The sequence below is a fragment of the Streptomyces sp. NBC_00726 genome (assembly GCF_045161735.1).
GTDB lineage: Bacteria > Actinomycetota > Actinomycetes > Streptomycetales > Streptomycetaceae > Streptomyces.
This window is the reverse complement of record NZ_CP108983.1, coordinates 713535-730754: the sequence shown is the minus strand read 5'-3', so window position 1 is coordinate 730754 and position 17220 is coordinate 713535. Positions and strand designations below refer to the sequence as shown.

14 protein-coding genes are annotated in these 17220 nt (G+C 71.8%); 11 read left to right on the top strand and 3 right to left on the bottom strand.

All coding sequences use genetic code 11. The annotated features are described in order from the left end of the window. Positions 1-82: 82 nt before the first annotated feature. The 4 genes from OG338_RS03080 to OG338_RS03065 all read left to right on the top strand — a co-directional run bounded on the left by OG338_RS03080 (position 83) and on the right by OG338_RS03065 (position 4818). Positions 83-1549 (top strand): GuaB1 family IMP dehydrogenase-related protein, encoded by a 1467-nt coding sequence (locus OG338_RS03080; RefSeq protein WP_405935847.1) that lies wholly within the window; start codon positions 83-85, stop codon positions 1547-1549. 94 nt (positions 1550-1643) lie between these two features. Then, a complete protein-coding gene (locus OG338_RS03075; protein WP_405935846.1) occupies positions 1644-2099 on the top strand; it encodes an Lrp/AsnC family transcriptional regulator in 456 nt (151 codons plus the stop codon). A 168-nt stretch (positions 2100-2267) separates the two neighbouring features. Then, a complete protein-coding gene (locus OG338_RS03070; RefSeq protein WP_405935845.1) occupies positions 2268-3065 on the top strand; it encodes a carbon-nitrogen hydrolase family protein in 798 nt (265 codons plus the stop codon). A gap of 52 nt (positions 3066-3117) precedes the next feature. Beyond that, positions 3118-4818 carry a flavin monoamine oxidase family protein gene (locus tag OG338_RS03065; protein ID WP_405935844.1) on the top strand — a complete coding sequence of 567 codons (1701 nt, stop codon included), beginning with the start codon at positions 3118-3120 and terminating at the stop codon, positions 4816-4818. 31 nt (positions 4819-4849) lie between these two features. On the opposite strand, the gene OG338_RS03060 is transcribed toward OG338_RS03065, so the two are convergent. Then, entirely contained in the window at positions 4850-6052 is a 1203-nt protein-coding gene (locus OG338_RS03060; protein ID WP_405935843.1) for an ATP-grasp domain-containing protein, read from the bottom strand. A gap of 500 nt (positions 6053-6552) precedes the next feature. On the opposite strand from OG338_RS03060, the gene OG338_RS03055 reads away from it, so the two are divergent. From OG338_RS03055 to OG338_RS03025, 7 genes are all read left to right on the top strand, one after another. After that, complete coding sequence (locus OG338_RS03055) at positions 6553-7887, top strand: hypothetical protein (protein ID WP_405935842.1); 1335 nt, start codon at positions 6553-6555, stop codon at positions 7885-7887. Positions 7888-7956: 69 nt separating this feature from the next. Next, a complete protein-coding gene (locus tag OG338_RS03050; protein WP_405935841.1) occupies positions 7957-8925 on the top strand; it encodes an iron-containing redox enzyme family protein in 969 nt (322 codons plus the stop codon). 10 nt (positions 8926-8935) lie between these two features. Continuing rightward, the gene (locus OG338_RS03045; RefSeq protein WP_405935840.1) at positions 8936-10087 is read left to right on the top strand and encodes a hypothetical protein; all 1152 of its coding nucleotides are present in this window, start codon (positions 8936-8938) and stop codon (positions 10085-10087) included. After that, on the top strand, positions 10084-11391 hold the full coding sequence (locus OG338_RS03040) for an acetyl-CoA carboxylase biotin carboxylase subunit family protein (RefSeq protein WP_405935839.1): 1308 nt from the start codon (positions 10084-10086) through the stop codon (positions 11389-11391). Before OG338_RS03045 ends, OG338_RS03040 begins: the two co-directional genes overlap by 4 nt. Beyond that, positions 11388-11792 (top strand): Rieske (2Fe-2S) protein, encoded by a 405-nt coding sequence (locus tag OG338_RS03035; RefSeq protein WP_405935838.1) that lies wholly within the window; start codon positions 11388-11390, stop codon positions 11790-11792. Before OG338_RS03040 ends, OG338_RS03035 begins: the two co-directional genes overlap by 4 nt. Further along, the gene (locus OG338_RS03030) at positions 11782-13119 is read left to right on the top strand and encodes a hypothetical protein (protein WP_405935837.1); all 1338 of its coding nucleotides are present in this window, start codon (positions 11782-11784) and stop codon (positions 13117-13119) included. Before OG338_RS03035 ends, OG338_RS03030 begins: the two co-directional genes overlap by 11 nt. A 9-nt stretch (positions 13120-13128) precedes the next feature. Further along, positions 13129-14346, top strand: a complete 1218-nt coding sequence (locus OG338_RS03025; RefSeq protein ID WP_405935836.1) for an MFS transporter — start codon at positions 13129-13131, stop codon at positions 14344-14346. A gap of 16 nt (positions 14347-14362) precedes the next feature. On the opposite strand, the gene OG338_RS03020 is transcribed toward OG338_RS03025, so the two are convergent. Together OG338_RS03020 and OG338_RS03015 are read right to left on the bottom strand one after the other, a co-directional pair. Next, the gene (locus OG338_RS03020) at positions 14363-15754 is read right to left on the bottom strand and encodes a uracil-xanthine permease family protein (protein ID WP_405935835.1); all 1392 of its coding nucleotides are present in this window, start codon (positions 15752-15754) and stop codon (positions 14363-14365) included. 148 nt (positions 15755-15902) lie between these two features. After that, positions 15903-17129, bottom strand: a complete 1227-nt coding sequence (locus tag OG338_RS03015) for an MFS transporter (RefSeq protein WP_405935834.1) — start codon at positions 17127-17129, stop codon at positions 15903-15905. Between the last annotated feature and the right edge of the window lie 91 nt (positions 17130-17220).

Genomic DNA, 17220 nt, shown 5'->3' with positions numbered 1-17220 from the left:
GTAGGAACATACGAGCGTGGGAGTCATTTGCTGTGTCTTCGTGGAAGCGACCTGCGCCATTTCGTATGAAAAAATGAGTGTTATGCGTTTTCTTGAGCCCGGCACCGGTCGCTATACAGAGTCCCCCTCGGTTCCGTACGACCTCACGTACGACGACGTCTTCATGGTCCCGGGCCGGTCGGCGGTCGGATCGCGCCAGGGCGTCGACCTGTCCTCGCCCGACGGCAGCGGCACCACCATCCCCCTCGTCGTCGCGAACATGACCGCGATCGCGGGCCGCCGGATGGCCGAGACCATCGCCCGCCGCGGCGGCCTCGTCGTCATCCCGCAGGACATCCCGATCGAGGTCGTCACCGAGGTCATCGCCTGGGTGAAGACGCGCCACCTGGTGCTCGACACGCCCATCGAGCTGTCGCCCGGCCAGACCGTCGCCGACGCGCTGTCCCTGCTGCACAAGCGTGCGCACGGCGCCGGGGTCGTCGTGGACGCCGACCGCCGGCCCATCGGCGTGGTCACCGACCACGACCTGTCCGGCGTGGACCGCTTCACCCAGCTCTCCGAGGTCATGTCCAAGGACCTGGTCGTCCTGGACGCGGACATCGACCCGCGCGACGCCTTCAACAAGCTGGACGGCGCCAACCGCAAGCTCGCCCCCGCCGTCGACGCGGACGGCCGCCTCGTCGGCATCCTCACCCGCAAGGGCGCCCTGCGCGCCACGCTCTACACCCCGGCCACCGACGCGGCCGGCAAGCTGCGGATCGCCGCCGCCGTCGGCATCAACGGCGACGTGGCCGGCAAGGCGAAGCAGCTGCTCGACGCCGGTGTGGACACCCTCGTCGTGGACACCGCGCACGGTCACCAAGAGTCCATGATCAGCGCGGTGCGCGCGGTCCGGGCGCTGGACCCGCAGGTGCCGATCGTGGCGGGCAACATCGTCGCCGCCGAGGGCGTGCGCGACCTCATCGAGGCCGGCGCGGACATCATCAAGGTCGGCGTCGGACCCGGCGCCATGTGCACCACCCGCATGATGACCGGCGTGGGCCGCCCCCAGTTCTCGGCCGTGCTGGAGTGCGCCGCCGAGGCGAAGAAGTACGGCAAGCACGTCTGGGCCGACGGCGGGGTCCGCCACCCGCGCGACGTCGCCATGGCGCTCGCCGCCGGTGCGTCCAACGTGATGATCGGCTCCTGGTTCGCCGGGACCTACGAGTCCCCGGGCGACCTCCAGCAGAGCGCCGACGGCCGCTTCTACAAGGAGTCCTTCGGCATGGCGTCCGCGCGCGCCGTGAAGAACCGGACCTCCGACGAGTCCTCGTACGACCGCGCCCGCAAGGCGCTCTTCGAGGAGGGCATCTCCACCTCGCGGATGTTCCTGGACCCGGCGCGCCCGGGCGTCGAGGACCTGATCGACTCGATCATCGCGGGCGTCCGCTCCTCCTGCACGTACGCGGGCGCGGCCTCCCTCGCGGAGTTCGCCGAGAAGGCCGTCGTCGGGGTGCAGAGCGCCGCCGGTTACGCGGAGGGCAAGCCGCTGCACGCCAGCTGGAGCTGACCCGTGGTCTACTGCCGGGGGACGGCACGCGCCGTCCCCCGGCACAGTCATGCCCGGCTCCGTCCGTGCCCCGTAGAGAAGTGACCCGTACGACGTGCGACTGAACGACCTCGACGAACGCATCGTCCACGCCCTGGCCGAGGACGCCCGCCGCTCCTACGCCGACATCGGCTCGATCATCGGCCTGTCCGCGCCCGCCGTGAAACGCCGCGTCGACCGGCTGCGCGCCGAGGGGGCGATCACCGGGTTCACCGTGCGGGTGGACCCGGCGGCGCTCGGCTGGGAGACCGAGGGGTACATCGAGATCTATTGCAGCCGCAACACGTCCCCGGAGTCCATCAAGCAGGGGCTCGCCCGCTATCCCGAGGTCGCCTCGGCGTCCACGGTGACCGGAGACGCGGACGCCCTGGTCCAGGTCTTCGCGGCGGACATGCGGCACTTCGAGCAGGTGCTTGAACGGATCGCGGGGGAGCCGTACGTCGAACGGACGAAGTCCGTGCTGGTCCTTTCACCGCTGCTGCGGCGGTATGCGCCGGGGTCCCCGGGGTAGCCGTCGCCCGTGGGGCGGGCCGGGTCCCGCGCAACGAATCTTCGCGCCCCGCGCGAACCGCGCAACGGATCGGCCATGGGTGCGCAACGGTCGCGTCTTGTTCGGGCCGAAGCGTGGAACGTACCGTTTTCCACGTCCCCGCCCCGCCCGCATCGTCCGAGGTCAGCCATGCCGCCGTTGCGCACCGCCCTGCTCCAGAGCTCCGGGCGTCCCGGCTCGGTCGCCGGGTCCGTCGAGCTGCTGGCGGACGCCGCGCGCCGCGCCGCCGCCACCGGCGCCCGGCTCCTGGTCTGCCCCGAGCTGTATCTGACCGGGTACGCCATCGGTGACGACGTCCCCCGGCTTGCCGAGGCCGCCGACGGGCCCGCCGCCCGCGCCGTCGCCGAGATCGCCGTACGGCACGGGATCGCCGTCCACTACGGCTACCCGGAGCGCGAGGGCGACACCCTGTACAACTCCGCGCAGCTCATCGGCCCCGACGGCACCACCCTCGCCAACTACCGCAAGACCCACCTCTTCGGGGACTTCGAGCAGCGCTGGTTCACCCCCGGCGGGCAGCCCGTGGTCCAGGCCGACCTGGACGGCATCCGGATCGGCATGCTGACCTGCTACGACGTCGAGTTTCCGGAGAACGTACGGGCGCACGCCCTGGCCGGCACCGATCTCCTGCTGGTCCCGACCGCGCTGATGCACCCCTTCTCGTTCGTCGCCGAATCCCTCGTCCCGGTCCGCGCCTTCGAGAGCCAGCTGTACATCGCGTACGTCAACCGCACCGGCCCGGAAGGCGCGTTCGACTTCACCGGGCTGAGCTGCCTGGCCGGTCCGGACGGCACGGTCCGTGCCCGGGCGGGGCGCGGCGAGGAGCTGGTCACCGCCGACGTCGACCCCGCCCTGCTCGCGGAGTCCCGGGCCGCCAACCCGTATCTCCGCGACCGCCGCCCCGGCCTGTACGGCTCCCTCGTCTGAGCCCGCCCGCCCCCTTCACGTCTTCGCCCGTCCCGCAAGGAGCCCGTACGCCATGACCGCCGTGCCCCCCGCCGTCCAGCACACCGAGGAAGCGGCCCCGCCGATCACGATGTTCGGGCCGGACTTCCCGTACGCGTACGACGACTTCCTCGCCCACCCGGCGGGCCTCGGCCAGATACCGGCGACCGAGCACGGCACCGAGGTGGCCGTCATCGGCGGCGGGCTCTCCGGCGTCATCACCGCGTACGAACTGATGAAGATGGGCCTCAAGCCGGTCGTCTACGAGGCCGACCGCATCGGCGGACGGCTGCGCACCGTCGAGTTCGAGGGCTGCGCCACCGACGGCGAACCGCTCACCGCCGAGATGGGCGCGATGCGCTTCCCGCCCTCCTCGACCGCCCTCCAGCACTACATCGACCTCGTCGGCCTGGAGACGAAGGCGTTCCCCAACCCGCTCTGCCCGGCCACCCCTTCGACCGTGGTCGACCTCAAGGGCGAGTCGCACTACGCCACGACCATCGACGAACTCCCGCAGGTCTACCGGGATGTGATGGACGCCTGGAACCGCTGCCTGGAGGAGGGCGCCGACTTCTCCGGCATGAACCGGGCGATGCGCGAGCGCGATGTGCCCCGGATCAGGGAGATCTGGTCCCGGCTGGTCGAGAAGCTGGACAACCAGACCTTCTACGGCTTCCTCTGCGACTCCGACGCCTTCAAGTCCTTCCGGCACCGCGAGATCTTCGGCCAGGTCGGCTTCGGCACCGGCGGCTGGGACACCGACTTCCCCAACTCCATCCTGGAGATCCTGCGCGTCGTCTACACCGAGGCGGACGACCACCACCGCTCCATCGTCGGCGGCAGCCAGCAGCTCCCGCTGCGCCTGTGGGAACGCGAGCCGCGGAAGGTCACGCACTGGCCGCTCGGCACCTCGCTGTCCTCGCTGCACGGCGGCGAGCCGCGCGGGGCCGTGACCCGGCTCAACCGCACGGCCGGCAACCGGATCACCGTCACCGACGCCTCCGGCGACATCCGCACCTTCCGGGCCGCCGTCTTCACCGGGCAGTCCTGGCTGCTGCTCTCCAAGATCGCCTGCGACGACGCGCTGTTCCCGATCGACCACTGGACGGCGATGGAGCGCACCCACTACATGGAGTCGTCCAAGCTGTTCGTGCCCGTGGACCGGCCGTTCTGGCTGGACAAGGACGAGGTCACCGGGCGCGACACGATGTCGATGACGCTGACCGACCGGATGACCCGGGGCACGTATCTGCTGGACGACGGGCCGGACCGGCCGGCCAGCATCTGCCTCTCGTACACCTGGTGCGACGACAGCCTGAAGTGGCTGCCGCTCTCGGCGACCGAGCGCATGGACGTCATGCTGAAGTCGCTCGGCGAGATCTACCCGAACGTCGACATCCGCAGCCACATCACCGGCAACCCGGTCACCGTCTCCTGGGAGAACGAGCCCTGGTTCATGGGCGCGTTCAAGGCCAACCTGCCCGGCCACTACCGCTACCAGCGGCGGCTGTTCACCCACTTCATGCAGGACCGGCTGCCCGCCGACAAGCGGGGCCTGTTCCTCGCCGGTGACGACATCTCCTGGACCGCCGGCTGGGCCGAGGGGGCCGTGCAGACCGCGCTGAACGCCGTGTGGGGCGTGATGACCCACTTCGGCGGCGCGACCGACGCGACCAACCCCGGACCCGGCGACCGGTTCGACGAGCTGGCACCGGTCGAACTCCCGGAGGACTGAGCCCCGCCGGGGCCCCGACGGGAGTCCGTGGTCAGGAGTCCGTGACCGGCACCGTGGCGATGCGCAGGCGGGTGCGGACGAACTCCAGCGTCTCCTCGCGCTCCTCGGGGGAGGGGGCGACGATCAGGGCATGGCCCACCCGCGCGGAGGACGAGCGCAACGGCGGTACCACGTCGCCGACGCCCCGGGTGAGGGCGATCCGCCGGACGAAGGGGTGCTCCGCGACCTCCGGGAGCCCGTCGATCCCGGTGATCCGGCCCGGCGGGCAGTCCGGGAAGTGCACGGCCGCGAACCGCTCCGGGCCGGAGCGGACCAGGTCGTCCAGGGGAAGACCGAGCGCCAGCCGTACGACACCCTCGTACAGGTCGAAGCCGTAGGTCAGGCCGATCGCCTCCGCGATGTGGTCGCCGGGGGTCCGTACGGCCACCTCCATCAGGACCGGCCCGTCCGCGCTCATCCGGAACTCCAGATGGACGAGCCCGGTCCGCATGCCGATGGTGTCGAGCACCAGCCGGGTGAAGTCCCGGACCTGCCGCGCCGCCTCCGGGTCCTCGAAACGGTGACCGCAGCGGTGGGTCAGCTCCACGAAGTAGGGCGCCTCCGTGGTCTCCTTCGCGGTGACGTTCTCGAAGAGCACCGAGCCGTCCCCGACCAGCGCCTCCCAGCTGAACTCGGGGCCGGACACCGCCCGTTCGACCAGCAGTTTGCCCTCGTTGCGGCGCTCGACCGCGGAGTCCAGCTCCACGGGGGTGGACACCTGCTCGACGCCGACGCTGCCGCCGAAGGTGAGCGGCTTGACCACCACGGGCAGCCGCTCGGCCATCCACTCGCGGGCGTCGGCGAGCGAGGGCACCAGCCGGAATTCGGGCTGCGCCACGCCACGGGCCGCGCAGCTCATCCGCTGGAGCCCCTTGTTCCGGGAGATGGTCGCGGCGTGCAGCGAGGGGCCGGGCAGGCGCAGGCGGTCCTGGACCAGGGCGGCCGCCGTGACATGTGCTTCCGCGAAGGCGACCACGCCGTCCAGCGGGCCCTTCCCGGACGCCTCCAGGGCACCGAGCAACCAGGTCTCGTCCAGTGCGTTGCCGACCTCGTAGAAGTCCGCCCCGGTGCCGGCCGGCAGACCGGGGAAGCCCGCCCGGCTCTCCACCGCCCGGACGGTGCAGCCGATCCGCAGTGCGGCGTCGAGATAGGGACGGCCCATCTGGCCCACGCCCACCAGCAGCAGTTCCGACACGTTCACTTCCTTCTGTCGCGCCCGGGGTCCTGACCGCCCATCGGGCGTCCGGGCCCGATGAACCGTGCGAGGGTGAAGATTCCGGACTGCGGGGCGACAGTCAAGGCCGCTTTATTACCGGCGAGTTGACGTGTGCGGGCCGGAGTGGGCTGGTCAGGGCGGGTGCGGGGGGCGTGTCGGGGAAGGTATCGACCTCCGGAGCGCGTGAGTGGTAGCGTCCGTGGACGGGCGGCCAACTCAGTTGATTTCAAAGCGTGTTACGAGTGTTTGCCGGGTGTCGTTGCCGTCACCCGGCCGGGGTTTCGTGGAAGTTCCCATTCCGAGGGAGAGCTCTGTGCTACAGCCCGGCCGGCACCACCGTCACTGAGAAACCGCCGAATTCAGATCCCCTCCGGGCGCCTCTTCGCCCGGCCACCGCAGTCGCGCAATGCCCGAATTCATCTCGGACCACGGGCGTATCCGCCATGCCCGTGCCCCGAGGCCATCCCCTGGGAGGTGCAGTGAGTTCCGCGTTCCATCCTTCGATCGACCTCTTCGACGAGACCCTGCGAGAGGGCTCGGAGCGAGCTCCGGTTTCGGCGTCGCTGGAACAGAAGTGCGAGATGGCGAGGGCCATCGCGCGCACCGGTCTCCGGACCCTGGTCGTCGGCATGTTCCCGGACGTGCCGCACAACGTCGCCCTGCTGGGCGCGCTGCTGGACGAGCAGGAGAAGGGCGCGATCCCGGAGTCGGTGCGCTTCGTGGTCATCTCCCACCTGGGCAACCGGATGACGCAGACCCTGAAGTCCCTGGAGGGCCTGGACCGCGACCTGTCCCGGGTCTGGGTGCTGGCCATCCACTCGGTGTCGGACGAGCAGATCCGGCACCTCTACCCGACCATCCGGGAGAAGGACGGCGACGCCTTCGACCAGGAGAAGTGGCAGTCCCTCACCGACGGCGAACGCCGGGCCGGCAATCTCGTCTGGTACGCCGACCAGCTCGCCGCGCTGGAGAAGGTGAACGGCCTGGGCGGCTTCATCGCCGGCCTCCTGGACGCCTTCCGCGCCGACCCGCTGCACGTGGGCGACGCGGTGGACGTCGTCAAGCGCCGTGGCATCAGCCAGATACGCCTGGTGGACACCGCGGGCACCTGCCTGCCGCAGCAGGCGCAGACGTTCATCGGCGACCTCGTCGGACGCTTCCCCGGCATCGACTTCTTCGGCCACTTCCACGACGACTTCGGCCAGGCCACCGCCAACGCCGTGGTGGGCCTGAGCGCCGGGCTGCGCGGCGCGGACGTGTCGGTCGGCGGGTTCGCCAACCGGGCGGGGCACCCCGCGATGGCCGAGGTCGTCATGGCGCTGCGGCATCTGCACCACATCGAGCTGCCCGGCTTCGACTTCGAAGGTCTGTACGAGCTCAGCCGGCTCATCGAGCGCACCTACGGTCTGGTCGAGAACCCCGCCGCCCCGCTCACCGGCGTCGTCACGTACGCGGTGCAGAGCGGCATCCGCACCGAGCTGCTGAACAAGTCCCCCCGCATCTTCGACGACGTCGACCCGGCCGAGGTCGGCTCGCGGGAGATCCGCATGTTCGGCGTCCGCAGCGGACAGGACGGCCTGCTGCGCATCCTGCGCGAACACCGGGAGGCGCTGGCCGGCACCGGGGTGGACATCACCGAGGAGGGCGCGGCCCGGCTGTACGACAAGCTCGTCGCGGAGTGGGAGGAGCGCAGCGAACGCGCCGGCGCCGAACTCCTCGAAGCCATCGCCGGCTACCGCGAGGCCCTGTTCAAGGCCGTGTTCACCGAAGAGGCCGTCATCGACTGGGTCCGCGGCGTCCACGCGAAGCCGTAGCGGCCCGCCGCCCCGCCGCCCCGTCACCGCAACCGCCGAACCCCACCCCCCCGCACCCGTGAGGACGACATGACCTTTCTCGATCAGCTCCGTGACCTCGCCCCCGGCGAACTGGCCGCCCGACTCGACGAGTTCACCGAGTCCGCCACCGGTGACCCCGGAGCCGGCGGCTACCTCGACGCACAGCGCGCCCTCTACCTCCTCTCGGTCGCGCGGTGGCAGCCGTCCTGGGAGTCGATAGTCCCCGCCGCCGACCACACCGACGTCGTCCTGGCGGCGCTGCGCCTGAGCCGCGCCTGGCACCGGGCCGACACCGACCGGGTCCTCGGCGGGATGGAGCTGCCCGGCATCCCCGAGTTCGGCGACTGGCTGGACGACCGATGTCGCGCGCACGCCTCCGGGCCTCAGCACCAGCTGTTCGACTTCCTGGAGAACCGCGCCACCGAGGCGCAGCTGCGCGAGTTCGTGTTCCAGGAGACCCCGTTCGACATCCACTTCGGTGACCTGGTCGCCGCGCTGATCCCCGGCGTCTACGGGGCTGCGAAGCTTGAGCTCTCCCACAACTTCTGGGACGAGATGGGCAACGGCGACCTCAAGCGGACGCACCGACAGCTCCGGCTGAACATGATGAGCGAGGTCGGCATCGACGCCGGCGCCCATATCGACGGCCTCGACACGTTCTGGGTGGAGGAGCTGGAGCTGGCCAACATGTACCTCGGCTCCAGCACCGACCGTACGCTCATGGCCCAGGCACTCGGCATGCTGCTGGCGACCGAGCATGTCGTACCCGGCCGGATCGACCGCCAGATCAAGGGCTGGCTGCGCGTCGGCTACGGCCTCGACCAGCTGGAATACCTCACCGAGCACGTCACCGTCGACGTGGCGCACGCGGCCGGCTGGCTGAACGAGGTCGTCCAGCCCGTCCTGGCCGCACACCCGGAATGCCTTCCGGACATCGTCGCGGGCGTCGAGCGGCGCCTCGCCGGATCGCTGCGCGTGTGCGATGTCGCGCTGCGGAAGCTCTCGTCGGCCGCCTGAGCCCTCGACAGTGGACAACTTCGACCTCGCCGTGATCGGCTTCGGGATTCGCGGTCTCGGGCTGATCACGGCGAACCCAGAGCTGCGCGCCCACCGGGTGCTCATCGCGGACGCGGGAACCAGACTCGGCGCCGGCGCGTTCGCCCGCATCCTGTCGGAGTCCAACTCGCACGGTTCGGACTTCTTCAACTGGGTGGACCCCGACGGCCCGTACGGCCCGATCCGCGCCCTGGCCCCGGTACGGGAGCTGCGTGCCCGCACCGACTGCTTCGACCTCCAGCTGCTCGCGCGGGCGCTGGGCGAAGCGGCGGAGTTCGTACGCGCCACGGCGCCGCCGCACTGGTCGGTCGTGCGCGAGGCGGTGGCCGCGGTCGAGCTGGCGGACGGGGGCCCGCTCCTCCGGTTCGGCGGCGGCCGGACGGCGCGGGCCAGGAAGGCCGTCCTCGCCTGCGGGGTCCGGGAGCGGCAGGCGCTGGCGCGGGAAGCCGTGCTCTCGTCCACGCTGCTGGCCGTCCCCGACGAGGCGCGCGCCCAGGAGGTCTTCCCCGGGGCCCGCCGTTTCACCATCGTCGGCACGGCGCACAGCGCGTTCTCGGCGCTGGCCAAGCTCACCGCCCTCGGCGTGGACGCGCGGGCCGTCACGATGACGGGGCGTTCCCCCGTACGCCTGCACTACCCGAGCTACGACGCCTACCGCAGCGCGGAGCATCCGGCCGGCGAGGCGGTCCCCGACCCTGTGCGGGACGTCTGCCCGCGGACCGGGCAGGTCTTCCGGTACCACGGGCTGCGGAACCGGTCCCGCGCCCTCTTCGGCGAGGTCGCGCGGGGCCGGCTCCCGGTCCGGCTGGTGATCGACCGGGGCGGCCGGGTGACGCGGCGCGAGGCCGACGCCGCCGACGTCGTCATCCAGGCCACCGGCTACGTCAGCGACCTTCCCGGGATCGTGCGGGCCGGGGAGCCGGTCGCGACGCGGCCGGTGGCGCTGTGCGACAGCGACGGGGTGCTGCTCGACGCGGACGGCCTGCGCGTCCCCGGCATCCACCTCATGGGGTGCGACCCCTACCCGTACAAGAGCCGTTTCACCGATCCAACCGTCCAATACGCCGACCGGGGCGCCGCCGTACTGGCCGCCCTGGAGGCCGGAAGGCATGCAAACCTGTGACGACGTACTTTGTACTGGCCGGAGTCTCGGCACCGGCCCTGAAGTTCATCGACCGGCTGACCGAGCGCGGTCTGACCGTCATCGCCCTGATCAACCGGGCCAACCGCTCCCTGCTCGACGCGGAGACCTACGCGACGATCGAGAAGAAGAGCGCCGCCGTCGTGACGGAGGACCTGGACGCCCCCGGCTACGCCCGCCGCGTCACCGAGCTGACGGCCGACGGCGAGCTGCGCGGCATCGCGCCGACCCTGCACATCATGGCGCTCCTCGCGGCCGAGCTGGCCGACCACTTCGGGCTGCCCGGACCGCGCCCCGAAGCGATCGGCACCGCGCTGGACAAGGCGAGCGTGCGCCGCATCCTGGCGGACGCCGGGCTGAACACGGTCGGGTTCCTGGAGGTGACCGAAGGCAGGCTGCCCGAGGAGGAGGCGGCGCGGCTGTCGTACCCCGCCGTCGTCAAGCCGACGAACGGGTTCGCGAAGATCGGTGCCGCCCTCGTGGGCAGCCGGGCCGAGCTGGACGAACGCACCGGCGCCTTCCTGGCCGAACAGGTCGGCCGGCACGCGGACACCGGGATGAAGTCCCTGGTCGGAACGGCCCTGGTCATCGAGGAGTTCATCGAGGGCCCGCTGTTCAGCGTCGAGTGCGCGGCGGACGGCGACGGGGTGGTGGGCCTGCTGGCCGTACGCCGCAAGACCAATGCGCGCAGCCCGCTCCTGGAGCTCGGATCGAGCGTGCCCGGGACGCAGGACGCACAGCTCTCCGCCCAGCTCACCTCGTACGCCGAGGACGTGGTGAACGCCCTGGGCCTGCGCAACTGCCTGTGCCACGTCGAGATCATCGCGAGCGCGGACGGACCCTGCCTCGTGGAGATCAACCCGCGGGTCTCCGGCGGTGCCATCCCCGACCTGGTCGCGAACGCGACGGGCATCGACCTGTGGGCGCTGCTGGCCGACGTCGCGCTCGGCGGTGCCGTCGCGAAGCCGCCGGCCGATGCGGAGGTGACGGCGATGAGCCATTCGTTCCTGGCGGCGGAGGCCGCCTTCACCGCGCCCGCCGGGCTCTCCGGCGACTGGTTCGAACAGGCCGTGCCGGACCTGCACTCCGGCCACTGCACGGTGGTCCCCGGCCAGCACGTCGGCGCGATGGACGGCAACTACGCCGCGTTCGGCGTGGTGCGTTTCGCCGACCGGAGCGTGGCGGACGCGGAGGCCCGCTGCGACGCGGCCGTCACCGCGCTCGCCGCCCTGCTCGGGGCTCCGCTGTGGCTTCCCGGCACCGCGGCTCAGGAGCGCGCCCGGTGACCGCGGGCGACGACACCTGGACCGAGGTCGGCACCACGGAGGGCTGGGCGGACGCCGACGGCAGGCTGGCCGCGACCTCACCGCTCGGGCCCGTCCTGGTCTGGGGCACGGCGGCCGAACCCAAGGGCGCGATCATCGCCGTGTGCCCGCACAAGCTGGCCCCGCTCGCCGCGGAGGACGTGTGCGCCGGCGAGGTGGCCTGCCGGCGCCACGGGGTCCGCTACGACCTGGCCACCGGCGAACACGTCGACCTGGGCCGGCTCTCCTACCCGCCCCGGGGCCTGATGACCCTGGAGATGCGGACCCGGGACGGACGCATCGAGGTACGCCGCCCCACGGACCCCGCGTCCGCCCCCACCTCCGCGCCCGCGACGACGTCCGGAGTCAGCTGTGATCGTTGATCAATGGGAATCCGTGGCGGACGCGGAATGGCGCGCGGCCTACTGCCGAAAGCCCGTCGACGTCTACCGCCACCTGATGCCGGACGCCGCGGCAGTCCCGGCCCGGCCGGTCGTCTTCACGGAGCAGGGCCGGCAGGAGCTGACCCGCGTCGCGCTCGACATCCGCGAGGCCGTCCGCACCTTCGTCATGGACCGCTGGACCACCGCCGGACAGCTGGCGGCCGCCCTCGGCACCGATGTCGGCGACCTGCCGCTCACCGACCCGGACGAGCCGATCACCGCCGCCGCGTTCGAGGTGCTGCGCCCCGACGTCATCCTGGAGCGGGGCACGGCCCGGCTGCTGGAGCTGAACGTCGACGGGTCGGTCGGCGGGACACGCCAGGTCGACCAGCTCGGCGCCGAATTCAGCGCGGCCGCCGCCCGGTCGGGCGTCGTGCTGCGCGAGGACCCCGGCAATGTGCCGGCGCGGTTCGCCCTCATCGGCGACGGCCTCAAGGCGTCCGGCGCGGCCGGCCGGCACATCGTCTTCCCGCACTTCCCCGAGGGCATCGTGCCGCACATGCGGCCCTGGGAGGGCTTCGCGTCCTGGACCGAGGCCATGAGCCCGCAGGCCGAGGAGCTGGGCCTCAGCTGCGCCCCCTTCCCGCTGTCCGGCCTCACGCTCGGCGACACCGGCCGGCTCCTCGCGGGCGGCCGCGAAGTGGACGCCGTGGTCCGGCTGTTCACGACGGCGGACCAGCCGGCCGGCCCGGGCCTGGAGGCGCTGAAGACGGCGGTCCTCGGACGCCGGGTCCTGCTGCACACCAGCGAGATCGGTGAGCTGGTGAGCAACAAGCGGTTGCTGGCCTGGATGTGGGACGCCGTGCGGAAGGACGACCCGTCCTGGGGCGAGGTGGTCAGACGGCATGTCCCCGAGTCGGTCGACCTCGATCCGGCGGCCGGTGACGCCGCCGCCCTGCTCGCCCGGGCCTGCGGCGAGCAGGACTCCTGGGTGCTCAAGCCGGCCGGCGGCTACGGCGGCCAGGGCGTGGTCGTCGGCGCCGACACCGACCCCGGCACCTGGCGGCGGGCCCTCGACGCCTGCCTCGTACCGGACGGCGGGCAGAGCGCCGTCCTGCAGCGCCGGGTGACCGACGACGGTCTGACGATGACGTTCACGGACGGGTCGTCGCGGCCGGTGACCCTGCGGGTGCCCGTGGTGTACGGACCGTTCGTGTTCGGGCAGAACGCCGGCGGGGTGCTGGTGCGCCATGGCAGCGAGCCCGGGCCGGGGGTCGTCAACATCCAGCGCGGCGCGTGCTGGAACACCGTCCTGACGGTGGGCTGAGCCGTGCGCATGAGCCGTCTGTTCCGCCTGCTGCAACTCGCCGTCGGCACCGCCGACCTCTCCGACGGCATGTTCCGGGTGCTGATACCCATCCTCGGCCTGGCCATCGACCGCAGCGCGCTCGCCATCACCCTGGTCAGCCTCGCGGTACGCCTGCCCGGCGTGATCATCGCGGTTCCGACCGGCTATCTGCTCGACCGCACCGGACGGCAGCCGCTGTTCTCGCTCGGATCGTCGGTGATCCGGATGGTCTGCACGGCCGGGCTGTGCGCCATGATGGCGGCCGGCCTGGAGTCGATCCCCGCCCTGTGCGCGCTGGCGTTCGTGGCGATCGCCGCCTCGAACGTCAACGATCTCGCGGTCCAGTCGAGCCTGCCCGAGTACGTCACGAAGGACCAGCTCCCGGCCGCGAACTCATGGATCTACTCCGCGCAGATCCTCCTCGTCCAGATGGTCGGTCCTGGCGCGATCGGCGTCATGCTGGGCCGGGCGAGTTCGGCGGTCGCCCTCGGCATCATCGCGGCGTTCTTCGCACTGGCGGCGGCGGTGTTCGCCTCGCTGGTCCTGGCCTCGACCGGACGCACCGCCGAGCGCAAACAGTCCACCCGGCCGGGGTTCCTCTACGGCTTCCGCTATCTCGCGGCACATCCGGCCCTGCTCGGCCTGGCGCTGCTCGCCGCCCTGAACAACCTCAGCTACGCGATGATCTTCACCTTCCTGCCCGCCTGGGTGATCGATCCGGGGCCGATCGGTGCGTCGCCGAGCACCTACGGGTGGGTGGTGGCCGGGATGGCGGTCGGCAGCCTGGCCGGCGGGTACTTCGGCTCACGGCTGCGTACGGTGCTGACCAACGGCCGTGTCACCCGGTGGAGCTTCACGTTCATCGCCATCGGCTTCGCGGCCGTGCTGCCGGCCCGGCTGCCGGTGCTCGTCGTGGGCCTCGCCGTGTACGGCTTCACCATCATGATCTGGAACGTGCGGATCGTGTCGTTCCGTCAGGCGGCCATCCCACAGGGCGAGTTCGGCCGGGTGAACGCGGCCTTCCGCTGGTTTTCCATGGGCGCGCCCGCGCTCGGCGCGCTGATCGCCGGCTCGCTCAGTCCGCTGATCGACATGCGCGGGGTCTTCGTCACCGCCGTCGCCATGCCGGCGCTCGCGGCCGTCGTCACCGCCGCCCGCCCGATCACCCTGGACACCGAGCCGGAGCCGGCGGCCCAGGGCGCCTGACGGCGGGCCGCCCCGGTCAGGAGGCGGCGGCCGGGGGCTCCTCGTCGTACGCCGACGTGCCCGAGTCGAGCAGCGGCTCCTGCGTCTTCAGGTGCGCCGGGGCGAAGGCGCGCAGCACGTGGTAGCCGGTGATCACGACGATGGTGCCGAGCGCGATCCCGCTCAGCTCGAAGTTGTCCGTGATCTTCAGGCTGACCCCGCCGACGCCGATGATGATGCCCGCGGCGGCCGGCACCAGGTTCAGCGGATTGCGTAGGTCCACCTTGGCGTTCAGCCAGATCTGGGCGCCGAGCAGGCCGATCATGCCGTACAGGATGACCGTGATGCCGCCGAGCACCCCGCCCGGGATCGCCGCCACGACCGCGCCGAACTTGGGGCACAGGCCGAAGAGCAGGGCGAAGCAGGCGGCGGCCCAGTAGGCGGCGGTGGAGTACACCCGGGTCGCGGCCATCACGCCGATGTTCTCGGAGTACGTGGTGTTCGGCGGGCCGCCCACCGCCGTCGACAGCATCGAGGCGGCGCCGTCCGCCGCGATGGCCGTGCCCAGCTTGCCGTCCAGCGAGCGGCCGGTCATCTCGCCGACCGCCTTCACATGCCCGGCGTTCTCCGCGATCAGGGCGATGACGACGGGCAGGGCGACCAGGACCGCCGACCACTCGAAGCTCGGCGCGTGGAAGGACGGCAGCCCGATCCAGTCGGCCTTCCCGACGCCGGACAGGTCCAGCCGCCAGTGGTCCACCGGCTCGGCGCCCCCGGCGGGGGAGTGGATCCTGCCGAAGACCAGGTCGAGCAGCCAGGACAGGACGTAACCGAAGACCAGCCCCAGGAAGATCGCGATCCGCGAGAAGAAGCCGCGCAGGCACACCACGGCCAGACCGGTGAACAGCATCACCAGAAGCGCCGTCCACTGGTCCTGCGGCCAGTACGTCGACGCGGTCACCGGCGCCAGGTTGAACCCGATGAGCATGACCACCGCGCCCGTCACCACCGGCGGCATCGCCGCGTGAATGATCCGCGCCCCGAACCGCTGCACCGCGAGACCGGCCAGGAACAGCACCACGCCGACCACGAAGACCGCGCCGGTGACCACCGCGCTGTCGCCGCCGCTCGCCCGGATCGTCGCGGCCACCCCGACGAACGAGAGCGAACAGCCCAGATAGCTCGGCACCTGGCCGCGCGTGGCCAGCAGGAAGATGGCCGTCGCGACACCCGACATCATGATCGCCAGGTTCGGGTCGAGGCCCATCAGGACCGGCGACACGAACGAGGCGCCGAACATGGCGACCACGTGCTGCGCGCCGAGCCCGAAGGTGCGGGGCCAGGAGAGCCGCTCGTCGGGGCGGACCACCGCTCCCGGTGCGGGTGTCTTCCCGTCGCCGTGCAAGGTCCAGCGCACGCCGAGGCCCATGGTCGCTCCCTGTGTGTAGGCGCATGAGCCCGTGTGCACGGCGCTCGTCGCGGAAAAGATCAGCGCCATGGTAGTGCTGCCCGGCCCGCGCGCCCCGACCGGACCCACCCCTTCCGGTTCGCCGGTGTCGCGGCGCCCCGGGGAGCGGTCAGGCGCCGGACTCCGCCGCGGCGTCCCGTACCGCCGCCCCCCGGGACCCCGGCTTGCGGTCACCGGCCCGCAGCACCCCCGCCCCCAGGACCAGGCCGAACGCCAGCACCGACACCAGGCCGAACGACACCACCAGCGAGGTCGCCTCGGCCAGTGAGCCGATCGCCGACGGGGCGATCAGACCCGAGGTGTACGTGATCGTCGCGACGCCCGCGATGGCCTGGGCCGGCTTGGGCCCGCTGCGCCCGGCCGCCGCGAAGGCGAGCGGGACCACCACGGCGATGCCGAGCCCCATCAGCCCGAACCCGCACATGGCGAGGGCCGCATGCGGGGCGGTGACCACCAGCACCCCGCCGACCGTGGCCAGGACGCCCCCGGCCCGTACGGTGCGCACCGCGCCGAAGCGGTCGACCACCCGGTCCCCGGCGATCCGGGCGACCGCCATCGTCAGCGCGAACGCGGTGGTGGCCACCGCCGCGAGACCGGCCGAGCTGTCCAGCGTGTCGCGCAGATAGACCGCCGACCAGTCGAGGCTGGCCCCCTCGGCGAAGACCGCGCAGAAGCCCACCGCACCGATGATCAGGGCCGACCTGGGCGGCAGCGCGAAGCGCGGCGGCGGCTCCTCGTCCGGCTCGCTGCGCAGGTCGAACACCCACTGACAGGCGATCAGGCCGAGCAGGGTCAGCACCACGGAGGCCATCACGTGGTGCAGCCGGGCGTCCGCGCCCGCGTGGGCGGCCACCGTGCCCGCCGCCGAGCCCAGCAGGGCACCCACGCTCCACATGCCGTGCAGCCCGGACATGATCGACTTGTCGAGCCGGTTCTCCACCTCGACCCCGAGCGCGTTCATCGCCACATCGGACACGCCGGCCGCAGCCCCGTACACGAACAGCGCCGCGCACAGGGTGAGCAGGTTGGGGGCCAGGGCGGGCAGGATCAGCGCCAGCGTCCACAGGGACAGCAGCCCGCGCAGGGCGGTCCGCGCGCCGAAGCGGTGGCTCACCGCGCCGGCCAGCGGCATCGCGACCGAGGCGCCGATCGCGGGGAAGGCCAGCGCGAGCCCCAGCTGTCCCGCGCTCACGCCCGCATGGTCCTGGATCCAGGGCACCCGGGTGGCGAAACTGCCGGTCACCGCCCCGTGCACGGTGAAGACCGCGGCGATGGCATACCTGGCCCGCCGCACCTCCTGGATGCCGAAGACCGTAGCCGTGGATGTGGTTGTCATACCGCCGTGCCCTCCCCTGAAGTCCTGTGCCACGATGCGGGCGATAAACTATCAGGAACCCTGCCTGATAAATAGACCGTCCGTACGTCCC

What these genes read in the sequence shown, in the direction of transcription:
- OG338_RS03080 (WP_405935847.1), top strand. Translation starts at nt 83, where the DNA reads ATGCGTTTTCTTGAGCCCGGCACCGGTCGCTATACAGAGTCCCCCTCG.
- OG338_RS03070 (WP_405935845.1), top strand. Translation starts at nt 2,268, where the DNA reads ATGCCGCCGTTGCGCACCGCCCTGCTCCAGAGCTCCGGGCGTCCCGGC.
- OG338_RS03065 (WP_405935844.1), top strand. Translation starts at nt 3,118, where the DNA reads ATGACCGCCGTGCCCCCCGCCGTCCAGCACACCGAGGAAGCGGCCCCG.
- OG338_RS03050 (WP_405935841.1), top strand. Translation starts at nt 7,957, where the DNA reads ATGACCTTTCTCGATCAGCTCCGTGACCTCGCCCCCGGCGAACTGGCC.
- OG338_RS03025 (WP_405935836.1), top strand. Translation starts at nt 13,129, where the DNA reads ATGAGCCGTCTGTTCCGCCTGCTGCAACTCGCCGTCGGCACCGCCGAC.
- OG338_RS03020 (WP_405935835.1), bottom strand. Translation starts at nt 15,754, where the DNA reads ATGGGCCTCGGCGTGCGCTGGACCTTGCACGGCGACGGGAAGACACCC.
- OG338_RS03015 (WP_405935834.1), bottom strand. Translation starts at nt 17,129, where the DNA reads ATGACAACCACATCCACGGCTACGGTCTTCGGCATCCAGGAGGTGCGG.